Source organism: Pedobacter jamesrossensis (assembly GCF_042650905.1).
GTDB lineage: Bacteria > Bacteroidota > Bacteroidia > Sphingobacteriales > Sphingobacteriaceae > Pedobacter > Pedobacter jamesrossensis.
Genome location: NZ_JBHSBY010000109.1, coordinates 1 through 26,891 on the forward strand (window position 1 = coordinate 1; position 26,891 = coordinate 26,891).

The 26,891-nt window shown below is 38.2% G+C and carries 23 protein-coding genes; 10 read left to right on the forward strand and 13 right to left on the reverse strand.

Going from position 1 to position 26,891, the window contains the following annotated elements; all coding sequences use genetic code 11:
- Positions 1 to 144: 144 nt before the first annotated feature.
- Positions 145 to 2,541 (reverse strand): TonB-dependent siderophore receptor, encoded by a 2,397-nt coding sequence (locus ACFOUY_RS11120; RefSeq protein WP_378960680.1) that lies wholly within the window; start codon positions 2,539 to 2,541, stop codon positions 145 to 147.
- A 156-nt stretch (positions 2,542 to 2,697) separates the two neighbouring features.
- On the opposite strand from ACFOUY_RS11120, the gene ACFOUY_RS11125 reads away from it, so the two are divergent.
- Entirely contained in the window at positions 2,698 to 3,699 is a 1,002-nt protein-coding gene (locus tag ACFOUY_RS11125; protein WP_378960682.1) for an FAD:protein FMN transferase, read from the forward strand.
- A 169-nt stretch (positions 3,700 to 3,868) separates the two neighbouring features.
- Here ACFOUY_RS11125 and ACFOUY_RS11130 read toward each other — a convergent pair whose 3' ends face one another.
- The 3 genes from ACFOUY_RS11130 to ACFOUY_RS11140 are packed head-to-tail and all read right to left on the reverse strand — an operon-like array spanning position 3,869 to position 8,033.
- A complete protein-coding gene (locus ACFOUY_RS11130) occupies positions 3,869 to 6,058 on the reverse strand; it encodes a PepSY domain-containing protein (RefSeq protein ID WP_378960683.1) in 2,190 nt (729 codons plus the stop codon).
- Positions 6,059 to 6,071: 13 nt separating this feature from the next.
- A complete protein-coding gene (locus ACFOUY_RS11135; RefSeq protein ID WP_378960685.1) occupies positions 6,072 to 6,557 on the reverse strand; it encodes a DUF2271 domain-containing protein in 486 nt (161 codons plus the stop codon).
- A 3-nt stretch (positions 6,558 to 6,560) separates the two neighbouring features.
- A complete protein-coding gene (locus tag ACFOUY_RS11140) occupies positions 6,561 to 8,033 on the reverse strand; it encodes an ankyrin repeat domain-containing protein (RefSeq protein ID WP_378960687.1) in 1,473 nt (490 codons plus the stop codon).
- A gap of 385 nt (positions 8,034 to 8,418) precedes the next feature.
- Here ACFOUY_RS11140 and ACFOUY_RS11145 point away from each other — a divergent pair, with 385 nt between their 5' ends.
- Positions 8,419 to 8,949 (forward strand): OmpA family protein, encoded by a 531-nt coding sequence (locus ACFOUY_RS11145; RefSeq protein WP_378960688.1) that lies wholly within the window; start codon positions 8,419 to 8,421, stop codon positions 8,947 to 8,949.
- A gap of 51 nt (positions 8,950 to 9,000) precedes the next feature.
- On the opposite strand, the gene ACFOUY_RS11150 is transcribed toward ACFOUY_RS11145, so the two are convergent.
- The 8 genes from ACFOUY_RS11150 to ACFOUY_RS11185 form a co-directional block, all read right to left on the reverse strand.
- Positions 9,001 to 9,453, reverse strand: coding sequence for a hypothetical protein (locus ACFOUY_RS11150; protein WP_378960689.1), 453 nt, complete (start codon positions 9,451 to 9,453; stop codon positions 9,001 to 9,003).
- 50 nt (positions 9,454 to 9,503) lie between these two features.
- On the reverse strand, positions 9,504 to 9,965 hold the full coding sequence (locus ACFOUY_RS11155; RefSeq protein WP_378960690.1) for a hypothetical protein: 462 nt from the start codon (positions 9,963 to 9,965) through the stop codon (positions 9,504 to 9,506).
- Between the two features lie 219 nt (positions 9,966 to 10,184).
- Positions 10,185 to 10,592 carry a hypothetical protein gene (locus ACFOUY_RS11160; protein ID WP_378960692.1) on the reverse strand — a complete coding sequence of 136 codons (408 nt, stop codon included), beginning with the start codon at positions 10,590 to 10,592 and terminating at the stop codon, positions 10,185 to 10,187.
- Positions 10,593 to 10,704: 112 nt separating this feature from the next.
- Positions 10,705 to 10,944, reverse strand: coding sequence for a cation:proton antiporter domain-containing protein (locus ACFOUY_RS11165; protein ID WP_378960693.1), 240 nt, complete (start codon positions 10,942 to 10,944; stop codon positions 10,705 to 10,707).
- A 297-nt stretch (positions 10,945 to 11,241) separates the two neighbouring features.
- Complete coding sequence (locus tag ACFOUY_RS11170) at positions 11,242 to 12,648, reverse strand: TolC family protein (RefSeq protein WP_378960695.1); 1,407 nt, start codon at positions 12,646 to 12,648, stop codon at positions 11,242 to 11,244.
- On the reverse strand, positions 12,632 to 13,948 hold the full coding sequence (locus ACFOUY_RS11175; protein WP_378960696.1) for an HlyD family secretion protein: 1,317 nt from the start codon (positions 13,946 to 13,948) through the stop codon (positions 12,632 to 12,634). The genes ACFOUY_RS11170 and ACFOUY_RS11175 overlap by 17 nt, the downstream gene beginning before the upstream one ends.
- A 14-nt stretch (positions 13,949 to 13,962) precedes the next feature.
- Positions 13,963 to 15,630: a peptidase domain-containing ABC transporter gene (locus ACFOUY_RS11180; protein ID WP_378960697.1), complete on the reverse strand. Its 1,668-nt coding sequence runs from the start codon at positions 15,628 to 15,630 to the stop codon at positions 13,963 to 13,965.
- Positions 15,631 to 15,634: 4 nt separating this feature from the next.
- Positions 15,635 to 16,312: a TetR/AcrR family transcriptional regulator gene (locus ACFOUY_RS11185; RefSeq protein WP_378960698.1), complete on the reverse strand. Its 678-nt coding sequence runs from the start codon at positions 16,310 to 16,312 to the stop codon at positions 15,635 to 15,637.
- Positions 16,313 to 16,832: 520 nt separating this feature from the next.
- Here ACFOUY_RS11185 and ACFOUY_RS11190 point away from each other — a divergent pair.
- The 6 genes from ACFOUY_RS11190 (at position 16,833) to ACFOUY_RS11215 (ending at position 23,557) form a co-directional block, all read left to right on the forward strand.
- Positions 16,833 to 18,302 (forward strand): proton-conducting transporter transmembrane domain-containing protein, encoded by a 1,470-nt coding sequence (locus ACFOUY_RS11190; RefSeq protein WP_378960699.1) that lies wholly within the window; start codon positions 16,833 to 16,835, stop codon positions 18,300 to 18,302.
- Positions 18,299 to 20,656: a DUF2309 domain-containing protein gene (locus ACFOUY_RS11195; RefSeq protein ID WP_378960701.1), complete on the forward strand. Its 2,358-nt coding sequence runs from the start codon at positions 18,299 to 18,301 to the stop codon at positions 20,654 to 20,656. Before ACFOUY_RS11190 ends, ACFOUY_RS11195 begins: the two co-directional genes overlap by 4 nt.
- Positions 20,649 to 21,500 carry a DUF6671 family protein gene (locus ACFOUY_RS11200; RefSeq protein WP_378960702.1) on the forward strand — a complete coding sequence of 284 codons (852 nt, stop codon included), beginning with the start codon at positions 20,649 to 20,651 and terminating at the stop codon, positions 21,498 to 21,500. The genes ACFOUY_RS11195 and ACFOUY_RS11200 overlap by 8 nt, the downstream gene beginning before the upstream one ends.
- Before the next feature lie 50 nt (positions 21,501 to 21,550).
- Entirely contained in the window at positions 21,551 to 22,156 is a 606-nt protein-coding gene (locus tag ACFOUY_RS11205) for an L-threonylcarbamoyladenylate synthase (RefSeq protein ID WP_378960704.1), read from the forward strand.
- Positions 22,116 to 22,538 (forward strand): Sua5 family C-terminal domain-containing protein, encoded by a 423-nt coding sequence (locus tag ACFOUY_RS11210; protein ID WP_378960705.1) that lies wholly within the window; start codon positions 22,116 to 22,118, stop codon positions 22,536 to 22,538. The genes ACFOUY_RS11205 and ACFOUY_RS11210 overlap by 41 nt, the downstream gene beginning before the upstream one ends.
- Positions 22,539 to 22,813: 275 nt before the next feature.
- Positions 22,814 to 23,557 (forward strand): amidohydrolase family protein, encoded by a 744-nt coding sequence (locus tag ACFOUY_RS11215; RefSeq protein WP_378960706.1) that lies wholly within the window; start codon positions 22,814 to 22,816, stop codon positions 23,555 to 23,557.
- Between the two features lie 330 nt (positions 23,558 to 23,887).
- On the opposite strand, the gene ACFOUY_RS11220 is transcribed toward ACFOUY_RS11215, so the two are convergent.
- Positions 23,888 to 24,829 (reverse strand): LysR family transcriptional regulator, encoded by a 942-nt coding sequence (locus ACFOUY_RS11220; RefSeq protein WP_378960707.1) that lies wholly within the window; start codon positions 24,827 to 24,829, stop codon positions 23,888 to 23,890.
- 91 nt (positions 24,830 to 24,920) lie between these two features.
- On the opposite strand from ACFOUY_RS11220, the gene ACFOUY_RS11225 reads away from it, so the two are divergent.
- Complete coding sequence (locus ACFOUY_RS11225) at positions 24,921 to 26,357, forward strand: NADP-dependent isocitrate dehydrogenase (protein ID WP_378960708.1); 1,437 nt, start codon at positions 24,921 to 24,923, stop codon at positions 26,355 to 26,357.
- A gap of 127 nt (positions 26,358 to 26,484) precedes the next feature.
- Complete coding sequence (locus ACFOUY_RS11230; protein WP_378960709.1) at positions 26,485 to 26,757, forward strand: hypothetical protein; 273 nt, start codon at positions 26,485 to 26,487, stop codon at positions 26,755 to 26,757.
- The last annotated feature ends 134 nt before the right edge of the window (positions 26,758 to 26,891 follow it).

Sequence of the window (26,891 nt, forward strand, 5' to 3'; positions counted from 1 at the left end):
AGTCACCCACGACACCCTTGTCTCTGGCTAACACTTCCTACTGCTAAGCGTGTTCGGGACTTTAACCCTATAGTTGATTGCCATGCCCGGCGCACCACAAAAAAACTCCAGATTTTCATCGGGAGTTTCTCTTTAATAATTCTTTTAGAATTTATATGATAAAGTTGTAACGAACTGACGTGGAGGAATTGGATTTACACTGTAGTTTTCGTGTACAAAGTAATTAAGTTCATTAGTAATGTTTGCAACTTTAGCTAGCAATGAAACTTTTTTCCAGCTATACCCGGCAGAAAAATCGAAAGTTGTAAAACTATTTAAAGGAATTATACCTGTTGAAGAGTTATTTTTAGTTGTATTCCTTCCTCCGTTACGATCGCCAGTGTAAAAAGCTGAAGCACCAAACTTTAAACCTTGTAAAATGCCATCACCAAAAGTGTAAAACAAAGTTCCGTTAGCTGTATTTTTTGTTGTACCAACTAAACGTTCTCCTTCTACAATACCAGTTACAGCAAGTGTTGATTTATAACGCATATAATTGTAGCTATAACCAGCAATAAAGTTTAAACCTTCAACTAATCTTCCAGAAATGTCAATTTCCAAACCATCACTTTCAGTGCTGCCAGAAAATTCTCTTTTAGTTGCATCAGCTAAAGCCGTTTGTGCAAACTTATTATTCTTAATTTTATAATAAGTTAAATTAGCAGAGAGCCTTCCTCCTAAAAAATCATTTTTAACACCTGCTTCATACTGGTCGATAATTGAAGGGGCCATTGGTGCATTAGTTGCAATATCTACTCCGGTATTTGAGGTGAAATTGTTCGAATAGCTGGCATAAATAGATGTAGTTTTAATCGGTTGATAAATTAAGCCTACTTTAGGCGAAAATGCTTTATCTATTTTATCTATCGCTGTACCTTTTGTTTCTGCTCCGGTTGCAACGGTATTTATTGTAGTAGTTGGTGTTTTTTGAAATGTCCATCTTATTCCAGCCAAAACTTTAAATTGGTGTGAAAGTTCAATCAAATCCTGCGCAAAACCGCCCATTCTAAATACAGGAGCATCGGTATTTGTTAATAAAGTTGTTTCGGGAACGTTAAAGTTTGAAGGCTTATTAAATGTGTTAAAATCAAGTAAACTTACCTGATCATAATATCTGGTTGTACCAGCTGTTAAACTATTAGGATTAGTGTAAGCGCCAGTTTCTATACTCGATTGATCTGCATCTACACCTACAAGTAAAGTATGGGCAATTTCACCTGTATTAAATTTACCTGTTAAATTAATTTGCTCGTTATAGCTAAACTCTCTTGTTTTAGAACGAGTTAATGCTCTATTCCAAATACCCTGAGCATCAGCGGCTGGTCTTTCTGTCGAAAAATAATTTCTATTGTATGATTGCATAGAAAATATCGCATTTAGCTTCCAGTTATCATTAAATTTATGATCTAGATTTGCCTGCGCCGTTGCTGTATTAGTTTTATTGTATGCCCAATTTGTATTTATAAATGCATTTCTTCCTAGTGGAGAAATTTTATTTCCAATTGTACCTATACCAAAATCTGGTGTAAAATCGCTTTTTAAGTAATCGCCTTGCACTAATAGCTCTGTTTTATCGCTTATTTTGTATAATAATGATGGATTAATGTAAAAACGCTTTGTTTTCACTACATCTCTATAACTATCTGCACTTTCGTAAGTACTAATAACCCTGAAGGCTATTTTTTTAGATACTGGTCCGTATAAATCTACGATAGGCTTGTATTGATTATAACTTCCTACACGCATTGAAACTTCACCGCCATACTCGAATTTAGGTTTTTTAGTTACCATATTTACTACCGCACCACCACTTACACCACCATATAACAAAGCTGCACTACCCTTTAATACTTCTACAGACTCTAGCGTACTGGCTTCTGGACTACCACCTATTGATGTTCTAGCTCCATTTTTTAATACATTATTAGCCCCTAAACTGTAGCCTCTGGCGTAAAAATTCTCTCCAACACTACCACGGTTAGCGCCTAAAGCAACACCATTAATATTTTTCATTACGTCGCCCAAGCTATTTACTTGTTGATCGGCAATTACTTTTTCGCCAATAATTTGCACTGATTGCGGTAAATCTCGTGGAGCAATTGCAATTTTACCTAAATTAACGGGCTTTTTATTCGGCGTTTTATAACCGTTAACAGCTACTTCATCCAGCTTAGAAGAAGATTCTGCGATAGAGAAATCTATTTTAACAGTTTCGCCTGCAATAACACTAATTTTTTGTTCTTGCGAAGAAACACCAACTGCGGAAACCTTTAATACATAACTTCCAGCATTTACATTTTTAATTGTAAAGCTTCCCTTTTCATCTGTATGAGTTGATTTTCCAGTATTCTTTAGTCCAACACTTACATAAGCAGCTGAATTTCCGTCGCTTGTTTTAACCGTTCCGGAAACGGAACCATTTTGAGACTGTGCGCTAACACTACCAGCAAAAAGCAGGCATATCACAAGCCAATTAAAAACATGTGTAATTTTTCTATACATCTTATTTAGATTAATTCTTAGTGGCGCAAAGAAAAGATTAAATCATTAAAAAATCAAATTATTTTTAATTATTCTAAATAAAAACTAATTCACTAAAAATAACTGCACTATTGATGCTGCTTTCTTAACTTTGCCACATACCTAAAGCAGAGTACTGTGAAATTTAGAATAATAGTTTTTCTTTTATCGCTCAGCTCTATTTGCAATGCGCAAGTATTGAGGAAAAGAACAACATTGCTAATGGGAAGCCGGTTTGATATTACTATTGTTGATAAAGATTCTCTTTCAGCCGAAAATAATATCGATACTATTATTGCAGAAATTAGTCGTATTGAATTTTTAATCTCAGACTGGAAACCAAGTTCACAAGTATCTGAAATTAATCGCCAAGCTGGAGAAAAGCCAGTTAAAGTTGATAAGGAACTTTTCGAATTGACAAAAAGAGCACTAAATCTTTCTAAAATAACGGATGGTGCTTTTGATATCAGTTTTGCGGCAATGGATAAAATCTGGAAGTTTGATGGCTCGATGACTGAAATGCCGACGCCAGAAGCAATAAAAAAGTCAGTTGAAAAAGTTGGCTACAAAAATATAATCTTGGATAGCCTAAACTCGACCATTTTTTTGAAAGTTAAAGGAATGAAGATTGGTTTCGGTGCTTTAGGCGAAGGTTATGCGGCAGACAAATGTCGAGATATGATGCTAAAAAAAGGCATAAAGGCCGGTATTGTTAATGGCTCTGGCGACATGAGTACCTGGGGTAAAAATCCAAATGGTAAAAACTGGACAATTGGTTTAACAAATCCTTTTCATAAGGATAAACTTTTTGCTGCCGTTCCTTTGCACAACAGCGCTGTTGTAACATCAGGCAGTTATGAAAAATTTGTAATGTTTAATGGTAAACGTTATGCGCACATTATAAATCCGGTTACAGGTTACCCAGCTACAGGGCTATGCAGCGTAACAGTTTTAGGTCCCAATGCCGAACTTGCAAACGGTTTTAGTACATCAATAATGGTTCTTGGAAAAAAGGCTGGGTTAAAATTTATTAATAACTTCCCCGAATTTCGTTGTATAATGTTTGGCGACGATGGTAAAGTTATTCTCTCAAAAAACCTGAGTAAAAAAACTGTCAATCGCTGGAAACAGATGCTGTAGAAATTTCATCTACTCATCACCTATCCATGAAGAGAGTAGGCAAAAAGTATAAAAGGTTAAATGATAAAATCAAACCGTCATTTCGACCGTAGTGTAGGAATCTTTTAAATAGTGTGTAAAAATTTTATTTATTCCTCCGCCGTTCCTTCGAAGTAAGAATAGTAAATACTTAATAACAATCCATTAATATTTGCCCATGCGATTGGTAGAAACTAATGCTTTTGCCTTCTTCCTTTTGACATAAGTTTTCTAAAAATTCAATTATGTCATTTTGCATACTTAATGAGCCACAGAGCATTATCACACCACCGCTTTTCAGCGTTTCTGAAACTAAAGTGGCATCCAAAGCCAACAAATCTTTAACATATTGCTTTGCTCCTTCTCTCGAATAAGCAACATTCAATGTAGTTAGTTTATCTGATTCTGAATTTAAAGCATTTTCATAAAGTTCGAAAGATAGTTTGTTTCTAAAACCACAATACAGGTGAATATTTCTGCCTTTGCTATATTGATTCAACATCCCTAAAAATGGTGCGATACCAGTTCCATTCGAAATCATTATGACCGTTTTTGCTTTCGAAGGAAAATGGAAATGTTCATTTTTTATAATTGCTGCATTTAAACTTTGTCCTATTTCCAGTTGATGTAAAAAACCAGAACCTAATCCACCGTCATGCAATTTAACACTCAGCTGAACGCGTTTACCGATTCTACCTATTGAATATAGTCTTTCTCTATGATCGTTTGCCGGATAAATTGCAAGTAAATCGCCTGAAGTAAATTGTTTCCTTTTCTTCGGATTTAATCGAATAATAAACGAAGTTTCCGCATTGTTAGAAACTGTTTTTTCTACCACCGTAAATTGATTTGTTTTTACAGGTTTCGTTTCCAATAATTTAGACAAAGAAGTTAATTCTACGTTCGAAGTTTGCGCCCACAAAGTAGCCCATTTAGTAAAATCTTCTGGAGAACGATCGTTAACCGTATGTATTTCTAGCAAAGGTTTTGCCCAATTCTGATGAGATAAAGCATTATTTACTTCGTAACCAAACTTACAGAAATCTGGGTACGAATGCGAGCCAAATGCCACAACAGAAAATTTAATTGGATTTAACTGCTTATGTTTCTCCAAAAGAGAAATAAACTTGGCTGAATTTGTTGGTGCCTCGCCCAAACCATAAGTTGCTGTAAAAACAATAAGCTGTTTTGCTTTCGGGAAAACTTTATAATTATTTAGCTGACCAATAAAAGAAGTTTGACCATTTTTTAATAATTGCTGATGAATTGCTTTCGCAAAACGAAAAGTTGTACCGTTTTCTGAGCCAACTAAAATTACAAACTCAGCCTGATCGAATTTATATTTATTTTTTACCTGGCTCGACCTTCTTTTCCACCAGATAACAAAACCAGAATAAATAAAGAATAAAATATTAGCCGAAGCAATTGCCAAAATAATAGCCCAAATAGCATTAGTTCTGCCGGTATGCAAATTCATGCTTAAAGTAGTTAACAATTTAGCATTCGAAAAAGGCTGCTGCGTTAATACCTCACCAGTAATTTGATTTACCGTAACCTCTTTATCCCTAAGTTTAAGCGTAAAATAATCTTCTACATCATCAGAAAAAGGAAATTCTATTGATTGAACATCAGCAAGCTTAGTGTTTTTAAAAATATCAAAATCGATAGTTTTCTTTTTGGGGTTTGACTTTATTGCATCAAAATCTATTTTATGCGAAATCTTCTGCTCCTTAATAATTTCGAAGGTTTGCAAAGTAATTATTGTTCCGGTTACCGAAATAATAATGATGGGAATCAAGAGTAATCTGCCTAAAACAACGTGATAATACTGAGCAAAGTCATCCTTCACAATTTTTCCAAAAAACCGCTTTAAACTTCGTTGGCGCTGAATAATTAAAACCGTACCAGAAGTTGCAATTAAAAATAGAAAAAATGCAGTTAGCCCAATGAAAAACCGACCTAGTTCGTGAAGAAACAGTGAACGGTGCAGCGAAGTAACCCATTGAAAAAACTCATTCTCTTTGCCTACTTTACCCAAAGATTTTCCGGTTCTTGGGTCTATGTAAAACTTACCAGATTTATCTTTTGCATCTGTAGCATCAACAACTACAAATTGGTTAACATCCACGCTAACTTCAATTATATCAGTATAATTTTTTGTTAGGTTTGGTAAAAGCTCAGCTATAGTTAGCTGATTAAAATTCTTAACCTTGTAAGGCTGTGCTTTTTCGGTAATTGGTTTAAAAGAAAGGATGATTCCCGTTACCGATGCTAAGGCTATAAAAAGAAAAGAAGATACGGCCAGTGCTAAGTGGCTGTATCTCCATATTGAAATTGTCATTTAAAAAATTTTATTAGTTCGCACTTAAACGAACATATCTGATGTAACCAGTACCTTCAGTTTTAGCTGCGATACCTGCAGTTGTTAAAGGCACTTCTAAGTCTTTTACATAATATTTTTTGTCTTCAACGGCCGATTCGAAACGTAAAGTATAACCTTTGTTAATTTTCGAATCTTCGATTTCAAAAGTTGTTACGCTTCTATCGCCACCCGTTACTGATGCACCAGTAATTGCGCTGATGTTTGTTGGTTTTTTCTTGTAAAATTTATGCCATTCTTTAACATCAGGGTACCATTTCTTATCAGAGCCCATAACGTACAAAGTTTTTTCGTAAGCACCTTTAGCATCAACCAAAGAAACCACGATATATGCACCTTCACCCATGTAATTGGTCATCTGCAACATGCATTTGTACTTTGTAGATTTTTGTGCCATCGATACAAAAGAAGTAGATAACACTAACCCTAAGCCAAGGCATATTTTATAAAAGTTGTTCATATTTTATTTTAAAAAGTCAATCGATATTTTGTTCTTTGATAAAAATTCGTTTTCTGTGGCTAAATCGTAAGGTGTTTCTTTAAACTCTGTAGTTACATCTTTCTTAGCACCGATTGAAACTAAGTATTTCATCAGTTCGGCATCCTTTGCCGTCATAGCGGCTTTATGTAAAGCAGTATAGCCTTCTTTATTTTTAAGATTTACATCAACTTTTAATGGTTCTATACGTTTTAATAAGGCTAAATCATTTTTAGCAATCGCTAAGTGATATAAAGAATTTCCGTTAGGTTGAACAGCTTTAAAATCGAAACCTTTATCGCTAAGCAATTTAAATTTAGCTTCAAAATCTTCCATTCCACGGGGATTGTATGCTTGCAAAAGATAATAAGCTAAATTATCGCCATTTTTATCTGCAGCTTTCATATCTGCTCCTTTATCTAAAAGAAACTGAACAACTTCTGCAGAGTTACCACGAACGGCCAAATGTAGAGCAGAAACACCTTTAGCATTTACCTGATTAATGTTTTTAACATTTTTAGACAACAATTCTAACGTTGCCAAATCTCTGTTTGAACCAGCCGCTATCATAAACGGTGTAACACCATCCTTATCTGCCAGATTAACATCTACCCCTTTTGAAAGGAAATAATTAATAATTTCTTCTTGCTTTGGTTTACGTACAATATACGATAATGCATTTTCGCCATTACTACCAATTGCAGTAGGCTTAATTTTTAATCCCTCAAGATATTTAAAAACTTCTAATGAATTTGAAGTTCCACGACCACCTTGTGCAGCCATTAACATCGCATTATCGTTATATTTTACACCTTTTTGAATTAAATTATTCATCAATTCGATGTTTCCACTTTTTGCAACGTAATTGAAAGCTGTATTACCATTTGCATCTTTACTATTGATATCTAAACCTTTCGATACAAAATAATTAGTAAGGACAAAATCTTTATCGTTTGGAATTGCAATTAATAATGCATTTGCACCATCGTGATTTAAATCTTTTTTAAGGTCTACTCCTTTTTCAATCAGCAAATCGTAAACCTTAGTATTTGGTTGAGCAGCATTTGCAGCAAAAGTTAATGCGCTATAACCATGGCTATCTTGAACATCAGTTTTAGCGCCATTTTTTAGCAGATATTCCATTACAGGAACATTGCCTCTAGCTGCTGCCCAAATTAGGTAAGTTCTGCTATCATGTGTAATTTTATTAACATCATTTCCTGGTTGAGCCAAAAGAAATAAAATAGATTCTTGAGGAGCATTACTATTAATTGCATAAACCACAGCATCGAATGATGATGGATTTAGTTGCGAAGGATTACTTCCTTTTGCAATCTCGGCTTTAATAGATTCTACATTTGGGCTTCCTTTCCAAAATGTTTGATCGAAAAAAGTATTTTTTTGAGCTTGTGCACCCAAAGAAGCTACTGCAAGAATAGCAAAGATTATTTTTTTCATTTTAGAGCTAAATATTGTTTTTTATAAATTCATTCAAACTCAATATTTAAATTGGTTCTAAGAATTTCGGCTAAGTTAACAAGAATCATTCTAAATAAAAGACTTATGCCTATTTTTATTTATATTAAATCAAAACTGTTACTTAAAATGCATTGTGAAGGGATTTGTAAAAGAGTCGTGCATAATTAAATGTGAAAAGCCATTTTTATCAATTATCTATGTTCATTTTGCAAAATTCACCATACAATTTTTCTAACTGATGCCCAAATTTAAGCTTAGCAAATCCCATCAAACATAAGTTCTTTAAAAAAGCGTCGTTATAGCTGTAATCAATAATTAGGCATTTTGCTAAAATTATAATTATCCTAAAACAAATTTTATTATAATGAACATCACTAAAAACCTTTTATTTTCAGCGCTTATCGGATTATCAACTTTGACAATTTATTCTTGCAAAGCAAAAAAAATGATTGCGAAGCCAGATCCAGCTCCAGTTGCTAAACCTGCACCAGTCGAAGAGAAAAAACCTACTCCGCCGCCTGCAAAAGAGGAAGAAAAGCCAGTCCCTGTAGAAAAACCTAATTTCAATTTAGATAATATTCAGTTTGAATTTAACTCAGCCGTGCTTAAAACATCATCTTTTTCTATTTTAGATAAAGCAGTTGCAGAGATGAAGAAATCGCCCGATACAAAATTTATTTTAAATGGTCATTCTTCAGCAGAAGGAACGCCAGAACACAACATGTCTTTATCTATTGACAGAGCAAATTCGGTAAAATCTTATTTAGTAAATGCTGGTTTAAATGCATCTAATTTTAAAATTGTTGGTCATGGAGAAAAAGAGCCAGTTAGCTCTAACGATAGTGAAGAAGGAAGAATGCTCAACAGAAGAACCGAGATTAAAATAGATAATTAAATAATCTGATTTAACAGGCCTTGAATTAATTTTCAAAGGCCTGTTCTTTTATTAATCTATAGGGATGATTTTGTTGTATTTAAATTCTGTTGGTGAAGGCCCATCTGCAGGATAAGTAATACAATTAATTGTTAGATATGCTTTATCTGTAATTATAAATTTACCATTCTCAAATAACTGGATATTAACTGCTTTTTTAACCATCGAACCATTTGTCTGCTTTTCATTTTTCTCGGTAACGGTAACTTTTAAATTATCGTTTTCGATTGAATAGTAGCCTCTCGAAGAAGCAATAAGATCGTTATTAATCGATGCTTTCAGCGAAAAACCTCCGCCAGGTTCAAAAATAATAAGTCGGTCAAAGCCACCAGTAAGCCCTGTTTCTTGCCAGGCACCAGTTAAAACGTCTGTTTTACCACTTAAATTGTTATCCTTTTTACAAGAAATCATAAAAACAGAAAGCAAGAGCAGCAATCCACAGGTTTTTAATAGATTTTTAATCATGGTTTGATGTTTTTTCTATAGAAACGGTAAATAATTACTTAACGCTACAGTCAATTAGGATCTTTATTTTCCATTTCGGTTTCCAGGCGTTTTAATTCGGCATCCATATCTAGCAAAGCCATTTCTTGTTTAGCTATAAGTTCTCTACAGGCTGCAAGTTGGCTTCGCAAATCAAAAATCTCTTTTTGAAGTTCAATCATGCTTTTACCCGTTTCTTCCTGGGCTTTTCTAAGTTCGAGCCTGGCCATAAAACCTCCTTCACTTAAAAAAATTCCTAAGCCCGATTGCTTACCAATAAGTGCCGGGAGCGGATGTCCATGAACTTCACCTATTAATATAATTAAGTTAAGTTGATTTAATAATTGAAGGTATTCTGAAGCTAGTATTGCATTTCCTCTAAATATATGCAGTACGCGGTCTGTTTTAATGTATTCTTCATGCTGAAATTCTTGAAGAATTCGATCAAGCAATTCGCACTTAGCCGAAGTTAAATTAATGGGAAACCTATCCATTACTGATTATTTTGGGATATAAAACTCAGAGTTGTAAAATGATTTACAAGAAATAAATATAGAAAATATTTACTTATGACGTAAGATTTTTGATTTAAAGCAAAATACTACTTAATATTATAAGCATTATTTAGCAAAAAAAGGTTTGCCCGAGACAAACCTTCTTGTTAAAAAAATATTATATATGAAATTGACAATTGTTAAATTTTACACCTCCTATTATAACCTTTCGTAAGTAACTTCGACACCATCAGCAGCAATTACTCCAATAAAGATGGTTAATTTATCTCCAGTTAAATTTGTATAATATTTTTCTGTCGAAGTACTAAAAGTTATAGCTGAATTGGCTTGGTTATTATTAATATCTTTACGCTCTGTTGTAATTACAAAAGTTCCTGATTGAATAACCTTTCCTTTGCTATAACGCTCAAAATTTTGATTATTGAAGATATAAATATCTCCATTACCTTTTTTATAATTCGGATCAGCACCAGCAATCTGACCGCCAGCTACATATCTCAGCTCCCACGTTCCATTAATTCCTTTTTCTATAGTTTTCTTTTTACAGGCCGTAAAAGAAAACAGCATAATTAGTGAAAGTGTTAAATTTAGAATATTATTTTTCATGGTTTGTTTTTTTTATAAACGCAGCCAAAAGTAAAAATGCTACAGCTTGAAAATATTTACGACTCAACATTTAATTTTTTTACTATCCAAGGCAAGCTTAAACCTTGTCCAATTAGGTAAACAAAACCACAACAACTGATATATTGAAAGCAGCATCGTAAAGTAAAGGCGGTAAAAATATAAGAAAAATAACATCGGGATTTAACGAAACAGTCGGTATTGAGGGAATAAAGCCTATTGAAATACCAGCAATAATCAGCAAAATTGGATATGGAAGCTTAATCTTATCTGCAATTGCAGATAAACCAATCATTATTGCAAGAATTAAAATAACTACACTGTAATTTTCCATAATCTATTTTCCGTTCTTCTCCGTATTTTACTCATCAATTTTGAAAAGTAAAGATAGAAACTCATCATTACAAGATAATTTTAGCAAAAAATACTTTTTAACTTAGCTTACAATGTGAACTTTAATAATATATTGCACGATATCTTTAGCAATATTTTGCCGTTTTAATATTTGGATTATTAAAAAGAAGACCGTTGTTTTGATAATTGACTTAGTAAAAAGGTTAGTGTCAACTGATCAAATCGATTCTATTAAAACCAAGTTTAAGTTTGACACAAGGTTAGTAAATTTAAAATTTTACTTCATAAAACTGGAAGTAATACATTGTAATTCATTAAAGCTTTTCAGAAATTTTAAACGGAGGTCGATCGTCTTCTGCTGAGCTTCAATAAGCTTATTTTCTCTGGAATTAATTAAAAATAATGAACTCTCGCCATTGGTAAATTTTGCCTCTTCTCCCATAAGAAGGCGTTGGAAGTTATTTATGTTTTGATTTGCAATATCTATTTGCATCCGATAGTTCTCCACTTCATTAACATACGATGAAATCTTTGCATTCAGCTCTTGTCTCTTGTATGATGCATCTATTTGGTTCTGAGAGATTTTTAATTTTGCCATTCTATAGTTTGCTCTTGCCTGCCTAAGAAAAATTGGAATTTCTAACTTAACACCGTACTGATAATTATCCTGAAAAAGCGGGAGATAATTACTGCTGTATCCCCTTTTATTAAGAAAGTTATAGGTAATATCTAATTTAGGCAGCAAGCTTTGGAACTTCAGCCTACGCTCAATTGCCAGAAAGTTTCCTTTCTGTTGGTAATATATTAGAGATAGATGGGAATTAATCTCTCTTGAATACAATTGCTGTATCATAGATGAATAGCTTCCATATGCCTCGCTGGAACTAAGGTTATCTTCTGGAAGAATCGGTTGAGTAATTTCATAAGGCTGGAGATTATCTTTCCATAAGAATAAAGAAAGATCTAAAGTGGCTTTCACAAACTGAAGGTAAGCCTCTTGCTGTTGCAATTCAAAACTTTTTAATTGTGAAAGTGCCTCAACAGTATCTATTGCAGCCTGTTCTCCAAATTCATAGGTCTTTTTTATCATCTTTAACCGGCGAACGTTTATTTCTACCGCTTTGGTCTGTATAGTGTAGATCTCATAATACCTAACCCATTGCCAATAGCTGTTTTCTGCATCCCTGAATAGTTCATTGGTGAGTAATTGCTGTTCGGCCGCCGTCATACGCAGTGCAACTTGCGCCTGCCCCAATAAGGCTCGTCGCTGGTCAAATATCAACCCTTTCGCTAAAGGAACTGTCAGTCCAAATTGATACAGGCCACCTTTTGTTTGATTGTTGTTCAACCTTTGTCCTTCTAGCGCATTATAACTTCCGCCTAAGGTCAACCCATACCAGGTTGGAATATCAATTCCAACATTAGTTTCTTTATAATAATTTGCTCCGTCCAAGGTTTTAGAACCATCTTTTGCTGAAACAATGGGATCAAAATTACCGCGGGCACTACTCACTTCGGCTTCAGCGATATTATTCTGTAACCTATACCTAAATGCGAGTGGATGATACTCTTTGACGATACTTATAAATCCATCGCGTGATAAGCGTAAGGTATCTTGCCCAAAGGAAAACTGCGTCAGCAATAACAAAGCCAGTAAGAAACCAATTCTATTTCGCTTTTCCATCTTCTGAAGTAGATTTTTCTGTTTTTACTTTATAGTAATCCGGTGGGAAACCATTAATGTTTCGCCACAACTCGTACCATACGGGTACATCATTAAGTATTGCTATACCCTTTACTCCGGCGCCCATCTTGATTTGACCTGGCCAAGGCTTTTGTTTTTTGTCTTCAATAACCAATGCTTTGAAGAGCCCGTTCGCATTTATATTACTCTCTACCGCCACCACCGTTCCTGCAAACGTTCCATAACTTGAATTCGGCCATCCCGAAAATATGATAGCAGGAAAGCCGTCGAAAATACACATCACCCGCTGACCAATATTTAATAGCGGCAGATCTACAGGCTTAACATAAATCTCTACCGCATAATCCACAGTTTTCGGAACGATAGTGCCAATACTTTCTGTTTCTTTCAAGATTTCACCAATGCCCGATTTTGTTAGCTGGACTATCTGACCATCTTGTGCTGCAAGTACTGCATACATACCCTGCCTAACGCGATAATTTGCAGCCTGATTCTCCAGCTTTGCAATTTCCCCGGTACTTCCTTCAATTTCACCCATACTTTGAAAACGCTCACCCTCCGTCTTACTCACTTTCTCGGTGTAATCCTGCATGATGGCGTTTTGCTCGATATTTAAGGCAAGGATTTCCTGGCGCGATTGTAGTAGCTTGTTCTCTGAAGCGGTTTTTTTAGCCAATGTATTTTGGTAGGAAACACTTCGTTGTTGAAACTGCGTTAATGATACCAGACCATCATCATAAAGCTTTTTCTGCCGGCCATACTGGTCCTCACTCAACTTAAGTTCATTAGTCACAGCACCTAAATCCGCCTCTTCTGCTGCGATCTTCTTCTGTAGTTGCGAAATCTTTATTTTTAGCTGTTCAAGTTTAAGTTGTCGGCTCGAATTGATGGCATTTAGTTGCGCTTGAGTTGTCTCTACTTTTGCTCTGTAATAATCTCGTACGCCCTTTTTTGCATCAACTTGTTCTTGAGTTCTACGAAGCAGTAAAGGATCCATGTAACCCTCCTTTACTTCGGAAAGTTCTAAAATCGTATCTCCTTTTTTGACATGATCACCGTTCTTCACGTGCCATTTAATGATTTTTCCAGGTATTGGTGAATTTAGCTGTTGTGGTCGCTGACCTTGATAAAGCGTACTTACACTACCTGATACACGGATATTTTGTGTCCATGGTATGAACAGGATGACCACGCATAGAATCAGAAAAAATAAAAACCAACTCTTTACGTGAGACTTTTTATTAATGCGGTATATATTTTCAAAGGATCTAAGCTTCATTTTTTTTACCTTATTTACTGATTTTTAATTATTCCATTCTCAAGGGTCAGATGCTGATCTGCAATATTGATGATTTCCATGGCTTGCGACACGATAACGATTGTAGTATATGCCTTAATCTTTTGGAGGTAGTTAATTATTTTCAACTGAAAGTCCTCATTCATACCATCTAAGGGATCTTCCAGTATTATCAATCTGTTATTACCTAATAGTGCTCTTAACAATGTAATTTTCTTTTTCCCGCTAAAAGAAACCTCGGTATCCGTTTCACTGATATTAGTATCGAAACCACTGCTAAATAAGCTTGGTAGATTTTCCAAGCCGATTTCTTCACTAAGTTTCATTACGTCCTCTGTACTGACATCCCTTCTACCAAGAAGAATGTTATCCATGAGCGTTCCTTTTACAATAATCATATCTTGGGTATACAGACCGATCCGGGCTCTCCATTCCTTTTTACTTATGTTCTTTAATGGAATTTTATCAAATGTTAATGAGCCTGAGGAAGGTTCATAAAATCCAGACATAAGGTTTACCAAAGTCGATTTTCCAGCTCCAAAATTACCTGATACTACTGTTAGGGTATTGGGCTTTAGTTCAAAACTAATATTCTTTAATATCAGCTTATTATCATTGAAAGCGAAGCTGACATCATTCATTTTGACTTCTATGCCGCCAATGGATCTTTCAAGGATTAGATCGCCTGTTTGTTCTTCTGCAAGATCGATTACCTTATTGAGTTTTACCAGGGATGCAATAACATCATAATAGCTTTCCAAGCTTTTGATAAGTTTTTCAACAGCATTCATGATTGTTAGCACAACGATTTCGGTGGCGATGAAAGCACCAATATTTAGCTGTTGGGTAACCAGCAAGTAGGTACCGATCGTTAGCATTACCAATGTGATAATAACATTAAAACCTATTATCGATTTATATTGAAACTCTAATACTTTAAAATGCGAAGTCCTATGTTTCAAGTAACTGACAACACGCTCGTCCGTGCCCGTTAAGTGAGATTCAGACTTCGAATTAATCTTAAATGTCTTGACCGCTCCGGCAATATCCTCCAGCCAGGAGGCCACTTCATACTTTTTATCGCTTTCTTCCAGACTGGAACTGATGCCTGAATTCATGGTGAATTTGAAGATTGCCAGAACAATGATAAGAACGATGGCTCCGAAAACCAGGAACCATGGGTGATAAAAAGACAGAAGTATAATTCCGAAGAGGATCTGAATCAGTGCAGTAGGGATTTCTAACAATAACTTTGAAATACCCTTTTGCAGATTTTGAGTATCAAAAAAGCGATTTACAAGCTCAGGCAAATAATACTTCTTAGTGGATGAAAGGTTTATCTTTGGCAGCTTATCTGCAAAGGCAACTGCGTATTCAACAAATATCTTCTGCTGAATCTTCTCAATTATTTGCAACACCTTAACCCTAAAAAAACCAGCTAGCAAGGTGCCGAGTACCACGAAGAAAATTAGAATATATAATGAGGTAACCATGGTGGCGCCCATTACAAATCCTACTATAGCCTGTATGCCCAGGGGAATACTCAACTGAACAAGACCGCTCAAAATGGCATAGACATAAATGGCGGTTACATCTTTTTTTTCCTTTGTGATGTACTTCAAAAGTGCGGCGTTACTTAATATAAAGTCTTTTTCCTGGTACATGTGACTAAGTTTTTATTACCGAAAAGGATAGGCGATTTAAATAATTTTCTACATATACCTTATGTTCTTCCCTGGAGGAATTATCCGTAAGTTTAGGCAAATGCTCACTAAAAAACTGTTGATCATGTGCAGTTTCCAACAGGGTGCTAGCTAAGGATTTTGAGTAAGGAAAATCGGGATTGATTTCTAGTATAATCTCGCTGAGGAATAAACAAAAACTTTTCAGCGGACTAAAAACCATTTCCTTGTTTATTTCATCAACATCTTTTACAAGATAACATTTGCTGCTTTCAGAAATAACTATATAATGAAGCTGTTCTAAATTGTAATCCTGGATATGTAATTGATTGTCGATGTTGTGAGTAATAATTTCTAACACCAGACTTAATTTCTCAGCGGAATCATTTACCTGGGCTATTTGCAGTTTAGAAAAGTACTCCAGGTAACTCCAGTACCAATTTAGAATATAGAGTAACAACTTATGCTTAGACGAAAAGTACCGATAAATAGTAGCCTCGGTTGAGTCAATTCTTTGCGCAAGTTTCTTAAAGGTGAACTGCTCAAAACCAACTTCAAAGATTAACTCGATAGCTCTCTTTACGATTGCCTTACCCACCTTGCTGTCTTCGGGATAGCGAAGATACAGATGCTCGTTTAGCTTAAAATTTAAGAATATTTCCATAATTTTTCCCCTGTGCAAACATATAAACAGAAGCAAAAAAATACAAGACTATAAATTATTATTGCAAAACAATTACAAAAGATAGTAATACTATTATTTTTTAAGTTAAGAAAAAGATAAGTTTAAGTTTTCCAATCTAACCCAAGTTTAAATTTATGCAATGTGATTTTCGATTGCATACTCCGATTAGCAATGATACTTGAATTCGGGTTAAACATATTGATGCAGGCTTTATTAAACGATTCGATTAACACCATCTAGTACAATAAAATTCGACTCATAGGCTTTATAAGGCTGAAGAGCATATTTGTATCCAGAAAATACTAATTATTCAATCGAGTTAGTTATTCCTTCCCCCCTTTGGAGATAAGGGCAATCTGAGATAGAGCTAAAATTACACTTAAAACCATTGTTTCATAAATTATATTTATGCATTATATATTAAATATAAATAAAAACTTATACTAAATTTTTAACAGTTTTGCGCTGTAAATCATTATAAACATATTCATTCATCGACATGAACTTAAAAAAAGAGTCTGAAGCCCGCTTAAAGGAACCCCAAAAAAGTTCCCACAATTATTTTATTACCATGGTTACGGTTCTATTTTCTATTGTGTTCCTTGCTACAGGAGGTCTGATCATATTCGGACCCGCACATCCGGACTGGACCTTCTGGGGTTTGTTCAGAATAAAAGGCTTTACACTTCTGATTTGGGGTGTAGTTAGCTTATTCAGTGCTCTGATCAGCGGTTATAGCTCTAACTATCTTCAGGGGTTCAAGTACCAATCACGATTCGCTGGTCTCTGCCTTGGCTTTACCCTTTCGGTTATGACCATGGTAGCTGGCGATCAGGTAGTGGCATTATTAATTTCCTGGTTCTCTATGGGTTTTTTTATGTCAAGACTAATCGGGGTAGAGTTGGACTGGCCAGAAGCAAGAGCAGCATCAAGGTATGCGCAAAGGTTTTTTATTTGGTCCAGTGGGATGCTAATTACAGGCGTGTTGTTACTTTCCTTTAGTACGGAGAAGTTTACCCTTAGCGGGATCATGCCTGCTTTGAGCAGTTTACCTACGACGGTACTTTTTGCTTCTGCGCTATTCATTATTATTGCATGTTTGATACAATCTGCCATTTATCCTTTTCACCGCTGGTTGCTCTCTGCGATGACTGCACCTACTCCAGCCTCGGCACTTATGCATGCAGGGTTTGTTAATGGTTCGGGTATTCTGCTTACCATATTTGCATCATTAATAGTCCATGCACAGGTTCTATCCCTGCTGTTTGTAGTCGGTAGCCTTACTGCGTTAGCTGCCCAGTTTACCAAATTACTTCAGATTAGCGTCAAGCAGAAGCTGGCCTGTTCGACCATTGCTCAGATGGGCTTTATGATAATGCAGTGCGGGCTGGGGTTTTTCAATGCAGCAGTGACGCATCTGATCCTTCATGGATTTTATAAGGCCTACCTTTTCCTTTCCTCGGGAGAAAATATTAAAGCTTCTGTACCCGAAAAAGCAATGCCAATCTTTATTAGGCCATTTCAGGCCCTGGTGGTAATTCTAAGCGGAATTATTGGGGCTGCACTTTTCGCACTGCTCACAGGAAAAGGAACAATGATGGATAGCGGTATTTTTCTGACACTTGTCGTAGCGATTACTGTCGGGCAGGCAACCTATAATATATTGAAACAAAGTGTACTTTCTCTCGTACAGAAGCTCCTGCTTCCGTTATTGTTGTTTCCAGCGGGGATAGGTAGTTATGCACTTGTATATAGTGGAGTAAGCAATATCATTAAAGATATTCCCTTTGTTGAGGTGCCTTCCCCTGTTTCGATGGTACAACTGCTATTTGGGGTAGTTTTTCTATTGGGATTTTTCATCATGAAGCTGGAGTTGTACAAAAAATTTCCGTGGCTGTATGTTAAGCTATTGAACTTAAGCCAACCATATCATAAAACCATTCTAACCCATAAAAATAAGTCGATATGATCAATTCAGATTTTACAGCGAGTATTGAAGAAGCCTCTTCGGTAATTGGAAAAACCTGGCCGCTTTATGCCTTTGTGACCTCTAATCCCTTATCTGGCTATGAGGACTCAACTTTTGAGCAGGCCATTCAGAAAGCGGGCAGACACCTGGGCGCTTCGGTTCTTCCTTCATCCTCGATGTTCGCTCAGGCATTGAGCTGTGGAGAAATCAATAATGAAATCTTAAAGAAGATGTTGGAAGAAGCCGGGTTATATAAGCAGGCAGAATTCTATTTGAAAGAAATGGATATGGTAAGCGATAGCCACCCGGTAAACGTAAACCATAAACTGGACAGGATCATTTCAAAATGGCTTGGTGCTTATATGGATGAAGGAATGAGTGAATGGGAAATGCCCGGGCGGGAAAAGGGCTTTTTCTCTTGTTGGCGTAGTCTGGCTATCTATGATCCCGAGATCAGAATTATCTCCGGTAAAGAAATACCACAAACAGCAAACCAGGCACTTGCAGCATCCCTGCAAGGATATTCACATGAAGAGTGTGTAAGCATCTTCAGCGAGCACCTCGCAGCCTTGCCTGGCTGGACCGGTTACATCAAATACAGAATGAGTGAATGCTCCCCATGGCAGCATGAGTATCCCATTACCCTAAAGGATTATCTGGCCGTACGTTTATGTATAGCGGACAGTATACATGGCGAGGCCCATGCTTCAAGAGCTGAAGCGCAACAACAGGATGATTTGTTCAGCTTAAAACTTTTATGGCTAAAGGCCTGGGAGAAAAGCTGGCAGCAAAGCCTTGTTAAGACCATTGGTGATAATTTGAAAAAGCAGAAATTTGGAACTGCTACAAAACAAAGCCCTTTGGCCCAGTTTGTTTTTTGTATCGACACCCGGTCCGAGCTAATCAGGAGACATATCGAGGCTAAAGGAGACTATGAAACTTTCGGTTATGCTGGTTTTTTTGGAATTGCGGCCGATTATAGGGATCCAGGAACCAGCCTTATCCGTAAATCTTGTCCACCGATCCTTTCTTCTTCCTACACCATTTCAGAGGCTCCTTTACCAGCTAAGGCAGCAGAGATGTCTGCTTACCATAAAAGAAAAAAATATCAGGTGTTTGCAGATTTTCTTGGTCAGCGTATGAAAAATATGCTTCCTTCCGCCTTTGGCTACGTTGAGGGAACAGGTCTTTTTTATGGCCTGGCGCTGTTGTGGAGAACACTGTTTGCTGCCAGGCAGTTTAAGGGTGAAGCTGGTCATGAAAATAGCTGCACGACCCAGCTGGATTCCAGGGAAGATGAAAAACTAAGCATTCAGGAAAAACTCAGAGAAAAGGTGGCAATTGTAAAATCAGCCTTTGACCTGCTGGGCTGGAAAAATTTTGCTCCTCTGGTCGTCTTTGCCGGCCATGGAAGCCATTCTGTGAACAATCCATTTGGTTCCAGCCTAGACTGCGGAGCCTGTGCTGCGAGCCCAGGCCGTCATAACGCCAGGATGCTGGCTACGCTGGCCAATCTTCCCGAGGTCAGGTCATTACTAAGAGAAGAATTTAAAATAAATATCCCACATGGCACAGTGTTCTTGGGCGCCGAGCACAACACTGCAACCGATGAGATTGTGCTTTTCGATGCAGAAGTGCCCGCAACCCATCATTTTATGATTAGTCTGCTCATATCAGATCTTAAAGAGGCTCAGCAATCGGCAATCACAGAAAGGTTGCAGGATAAAAACGGGTTAGATCTGGCGCGTCGAAAAACAGCAGACTGGGCGGAAACCAGGCCAGAATGGGGGCTAGCCGGAAACGCCGGCTTTATCATTGCTCCTCGCAGGCTCACCAACAAAATGGACCTTAAAGGTAGATGTTTTTTGCACTCTTACGATTGGGAAATGGACGGGCAAGGACTTAATCTGGAAATGATCATGCAGGGTCCTATGGTTGTTACCCAATGGATTAACAATCACTACTATTTTTCTACAGTAGATAATGAGGGGTTTGGCGGTGGATCAAAGATAACTCATAATGTTACCGGAAAGTTTGGTGTGGTCAGGGGTAATGGGGGAGATCTGAAGTTCGGGCTACCCCTGCAGTCGGTCAATAGTTGTGATAGCAAAATTTACCATCATCCCCTGAGGCTGTCTGTGGTCATCCAAGCACCATGTGAGAGAATTGAGCAGATACTTTCAAGAAACGATCACCTAAAGCAACTAATTATAAATGAATGGATATACCTTTTGGTTATGGACCCGCTAGGTGACAATGAAATCCGTCTGTATCAAAATAACGGAAGCTGGGCATTGGTAGATAGTGAAGAGGCAGTTGCTTCGACCACATTGTTGCCTTTTAACCATGAATGAAAAATCGATTTTGATATTTAAAGGAAGAAAGCTGGTCATTGCGACCATGCATGGTAAGGAAAAGGTATTGGGTACGATACTTGAAAAAGAGCTAGGTGTGGAAACCATCGTTCCCAAAGAATTTAACACAGATTTTTACGGGACTTTTTTTGGAGAGGTAGAACGTGAAAAGGATCCGCTTGAAACTGCCAGGACCAAATGCCTGGATGCCTGCCGGATTTCTGGCTGCACTTTGGCGGTAGCGAGTGAGGGTTCTTTCGGACCACATCCTACAATTTATTTTATCCCCGGCGATGAGGAAATTATGGTATTCATGGACCTGGAAAATGACGTATATGTAAGGGCAAGAGTAGTCAGCCCTAAAACAAATTTTGGTGGAAATACTTTTATGGACTGGGAAACTGCTGTTGAATTTGCCAACCGGGCTAGATTCCCAAGCCATGGGCTTATCATCTCCGACCAGCAGCGGATGGATGTCAAAAAGGGTGTCCAGGACTGGGAAGTACTCGAAACATATTTTAAAAAGTGCCTGGAGAATAACGGTTCGGTAGTTTTGGAGACCGATATGCGTGCGATGTACAATCCTATGCGCCTGGAAGTTATTGCAGAGGCGGCAGAAAGTCTTGTTCAAAACATCTTGCGAGCATGCCCCAATTGCAGCTTTCCGGGGTATGATGTTACAAAAGTCAATCTAGGTCTACCATGTGGCCAATGCGGACTTGCAACAAAAAATACGCTTTCCCATAGGTTTGAGTGCCAAAAGTGCCATCATACTGAAGTAAAGCTTTATCCAAAAGATAAAAAAACCGAAGATCCGCAATATTGTGACTATTGTAATCCATGAATCATTTTAAAGCACTCCGCCAGCCAAGTTGGGGCTTATAAAACTTAATTATGCTGAAACAAATCTCGACACATTTTATGAAACCGATTTCTTCTTCATTAGCCAAGAGCATTGAAATATTGAATGGTGGCGGCCTTATCTGCATTCCTACAGAAACCGTGTATGGTCTAGCTGCCAATGCGATCAGTGAAAAGGCAGTTGAGAAAATTTTCCAACTAAAACAAAGGCCTTCCAATAATCCTTTGATCGTTCATATTGCTTCAATTACCGAGCTGGAAAGGGTGGCTATTGATTTGCCTGAACTGGCAATACGCCTTGCAGAAGCATTTTGGCCGGGGCCATTGACACTGGTTCTGAAAAAACACCATTCGATACCAGGCATTGTTACTGCAGGAAGGGATACGGTAGCTGTAAGGGTACCGGACCACAAATTGTCATTGAAGCTACTGAATCAACTTGGCTACCCCCTTGCAGCGCCGAGTGCTAACCGCTCTGGGGCCATAAGTCCAACGAGCGCTACCCATGTGGCCAGTTCCTTCGGAGCGAATGCTCCTTACGTGCCTGATGGCGGGCCTTGCAAACTGGGAGTTGAATCTACCATTATTGGGTTTTTAGATGATAGAACTGTATTACCGGCATGGATCAGTTCCCCTTGAACAAATCGAAAATATATGTGGCAAGATTAAAACCTACACTACAAGCGATAAATCCCCGCGATCTCCGGGCATGCTGTCAAAGCATTATTTCCCATCAACCCGGACTGTGCTAAGCGATAATCCATTGCTGTTGGCATCAGTTATGCGCTCAAAGGGGATAAGGATAGGTTTGCTTATATTTAATAGGAAGACAGCTGATACTGAGGCTGAACATATAGTGGTACTCTCGGATATCGGAGATCTCTCGCAGGCCGCCATGAAGCTTTATTCAGCACTACACATCCTGGACCAAATGAAATTAGATATAATTATAGCAGAGAAAGTTCCTGATATAGGAATCGGCAGGGCGATAAACGATTGGCTCATAAGCGTATCAAAATAGCTATGAAAAAACGAACAATTCTCAAGAATGCGCAGCTCGTCAACGAGGGAAAGATATATACTTCCGACGTTTTGATAAAAAATGGTATTGTCAGCAAAATTTCGACCGGCATAAATGCGTTAAATGCTGAGATAGTAGATTGTGATGGACAATACCTTATGCCCGGTATGATAGATGACTAGGTACATTTCCGTGAGCCGGGACTTACCTATAAAGCAGACATCGCATCTGAATCCCGCGCTGCAGTAGCCGGGGGTATCACTTCGTTTATGGATATGCCCAATACGGTACCGGCAGTGCTGACCCTAGAACGCCTGGAGATAAAATTTAAGATAGCAGCACAACGATCTCTGGCGAACTATTCCTTTTTCATGGGCGTCTGCAGAGATAACTGGCAGGAAGCCTTAAGGACTGATCCCAGTTCTGTATGTGGGTTGAGCGATGATGGGCTTTACCTAAATGATAAGGAAGCTACCCTTTCAAATGATCCTGAAATTATGTATTTTCTGTTTTCCAGGTGCCATACCCTTGTAGCCCTACACTGCGAGGACCATTCCGTTATATCCCGCAATATCCGGAAATGGGGAATGGGATGTGAAATTAATCCCTGCAAACTGCTCGCCATGCTCCGCAGTGAACAGGCTTGTATAGAAGCCACCCAAAAAGTGCTTTCTGCGGCACAGAAACATAGTAACCGGGTGCATCTGCTGCACATCTCTACCTTGGCAGAAGCAAGGCTAATGGATGCCAGGAAGTCTGTCCGTGAGAAGCGTATTACAGCGGAAGCGTGTCTCCCGCACCTATATTTCTCAGACCAGGATTATCCTACATTGGGCAACAGCATCAAATGGAACTCTTCGGTTAAGACAATGATGGATAAAAAAGGACTTCTGGATGCGCTGCTTAGTGGGCACCTGGATATCATCGCAACTGATCATGCTCCCCATCTTTTTATTGAAAAGCAAGGCAGCTACTTAAAGGCCAAATCCGGAGGCCCGCTTGTACAGCAGCCCTATTAATGTTGATGGAGCTTTACCATCAAGGATTTATCAGTTTGCCGCAGATAGTAGAAAAAACCAGTCATAATGTTGCACAGGCATACCGGATTCAGAAAAGGGGTTATATCCGAGAGGGATTACGCTGACCTTGTATTAATTGACTTAGACCATAGAACCGAAGTAAATCGCGAAAACATAATTTATAAGTGCGGATGGTCGCCTCTGCGGGGGAAAAGCTTTAGAAGCAGGGTAACCCATACATGGGTGAATGGTAAACTGGTTTTCAATAGGGGCAAGATTGATGAAACTGTGAGAGGCATGCGTCTTTATTTTGAAAAAATCCGGTAAGCTTTAAATATTATCTTTGGATACAAACTGCTCAAACCAAGAGAACTTTTCGTTAATAATCCTTGCTTTTTCCTTTTGCAGGTGCAGCAAAAAAGCAGCCGCTACCGGCGAAAAAGATTTATTCTTTAGCCAGATCATATTCCAAACCGACCTTAGGGGAAGCCCTTTTACAGGTATAATACATAATTGGCCATTTAGAAGTTCATTCTTGATACCGATCAGCGGCATGACCGAATAGCCAAGGCCAGCAATAACTGCCTGTTTTACTGCCTCGTTTGAGGTCAGTTCCATTTTTTTTTGCACATTTAGGTTGTGGGTGGAGATGTATCTTTCAATCGTATACCGGGTGCCAGATCCCTGCTCCCTATAAATGATAGGAAGCTCCTGAAGGATTTCGTGTGTATAACTCTTAGATGGTAGCGTCTCATCTGCGGCACCAACAAGATAAAGTTTATTCTGCATTAACTCTATGGATTCCACAATAAGTTTTTCCGGTAATACAGAGACCAGGGAAAAATCGACCTCATTCTTCTCAAGGCTTTCAATTACCCGGGCTTTATTAGTCACATCTAGCACGAGTTCTATTCCCTTGTGCTGTTTCAGAAAATCGGAGAGAAAATAAGGAATTACGTACTTACCAGTGGAAACTACCGATAGCTTGAGCCTGCCACTGAGCTGGCTTTTATAGGCCAGGGTCTTGTAATTGATAGCGTAGACCTCACTCAGGATTTTTTCTGCGGCGATGGCGATCTCGGCCCCGAAGTCAGTTACATACAACTGCCTTCCTATTACCTCTGTCAGTGGTATCTCAAACTGGTCCTGCAAATTTTTTAATTGTATGGAAACTGCAGGCTGGGTCAGGTGGAGTTCCTGCGCTGCTTTTGTGATGCTTTTGGTTTGGGTGATTTTCAGAAATATCTGGAGCTGATGTAGCGTGTAATGCATAAAATAACTTTATGTTTTCTATCGCAAATATAAAATGAAAATATATGAAGTAAAGGCTTGAGATTTACATTAGAAAATAAAGTAATATCATATGACAAGAATCACGGTTGCAAAGGGTGATGGCATTGGCCCGGAGATAATGGATGCAACGATGTCGGTTTTACAGGCTTCCGGAGCTGAAATACAGATGGATTATATTGATATTGGTGAAAAGGTATACGTGGCCGGTAACAAATCAGGTATAGACGCTGCCTCGTGGGAAGTGATCAGAAAGAACAGGATATTTCTAAAAGGCCCTGTTACTACTCCTCAGGGAGGCGGATACAAAAGTTTGAATGTAAGTACTAGGAAATTCCTGGGCCTTTATGCTAATGTAAGGCCCTGCTCAAGCCTTCACCCCTTTATAGAAACCCGGCATCCTGACATGAACGTGGTAATTGTCAGGGAAAATGAAGAGGACCTGTATGCCGGCATCGAGCATCAGCAGACCGACGAAGTTGTCCAGTGCCTTAAGCTCATTAGCCGCCCTGGCTGCGAAAAGATAATCAGGTACGCTTTTGAATATGCTTTGCAAAACAGCAAAAAGAAAGTGACGTGTTTCACCAAGGACAACATCATGAAGCAGACCGACGGATTGTTCCACCAGGTTTTTAACCAGATCGGGGAAGAGTATCCTGAGATAGAAAAAGAACACTGGATCGTAGACATCGGTGCCGCTAAACTGGCAGATACTCCAGAATGCTTTGAGGTGATCGTGATGCCAAATCTCTATGGAGATATCCTGAGCGATGTTGCAGCTCAGATCACCGGATCAGTTGGGTTGGGAGGTTCTGCTAACATAGGTGAATCCTGTGCTATGTTTGAGGCCATTCATGGTTCTGCGCCTATGATAGCAGGCCAGGATGTCGCAAATCCCTCGGGCCTGATCCACGGGGCAATAATGATGCTAAGCCATATCGGGCAGGCCAAAGCAGTAGAAAAAATCCATAATGCATGGCTTAAAACGATTGAGGATGGCGTGCATACCCTGGACATCTATAAACATGGAAAGAGCAGTACCCTTATAGGTACCAAGGCATTTGCCCAGGCAGTGATCGCCAACCTTGGCCTAAAGCCTTCAATACTTAAGGCAGTATCTTATATAGGCAGCTCAGCCCTGGTACTTCCCAAATATGTAAGAAAGGATCAGAAGAAGAAGGAGCTTATGGGAATAGATCTCTTTTTTCATTGGAGGGGCAGCTGCCCAGATGAGCTTGCAGCTAAGCTTAAAACTATCGAAACAGCCGGAATTGCCCTTTCGATGATTACCAATAGGGGAATCAAGGTCTGGCCCGAGGGATTTCCGGAAACATTCTGTACTGATCACTGGAGGGGCCGCTTCATGCCAAATAGAAACTCGACCATTGACCAGAACAAAATTATCGCCATTCTTTCCGTTGCGACCCTGGCAGGCCTGGAGGTTATCAAAACGGAAAACCTTTATTCCTTTGATGGGGAAGTAGCATTTTCGCTGGGACAAGGGCAGTAGAAAGGGACCTGACATAGATATACAGCTAAGCTTGGGGAGATTGAGGGCAACGATGCATTGGAGATTCTCACCCGTTATATACATTGCAATAACTTAATAAGCTAATCAATAATCAAATTATAATAAAATGGAAAATATCAATCATTTCACACTAATCCAGGGTAAGTTTACCGTGGAAGACGCAAAGTCAATTTTGTTCAACTTTTATAATACGAAAATAAATTTCCATAACCTCCAGCTACTTGGAATACATGAAGGCAGACCTGGAGACGCCACGGAGATCGAGCAAAAAGTTTTAGAGCTTAAACTGACCAGGCAGGAAATCACTGCGCTATTGTCAGCTCCTGATTTTACAAATCAGGAGCTGACAATCGAAGGCCACATCATTATAAAGCGATAATATGGAAAGTTTGGCTAGCTAGTCCGTTATAAAGTAAGCATCCGACCAACCCGTCTTGACAAAGCTTGGTTTGACTGTTAATTTTGATTAAAAATCATGATATGAAAAAACCAGTTTTACAGTCAAACGAAATG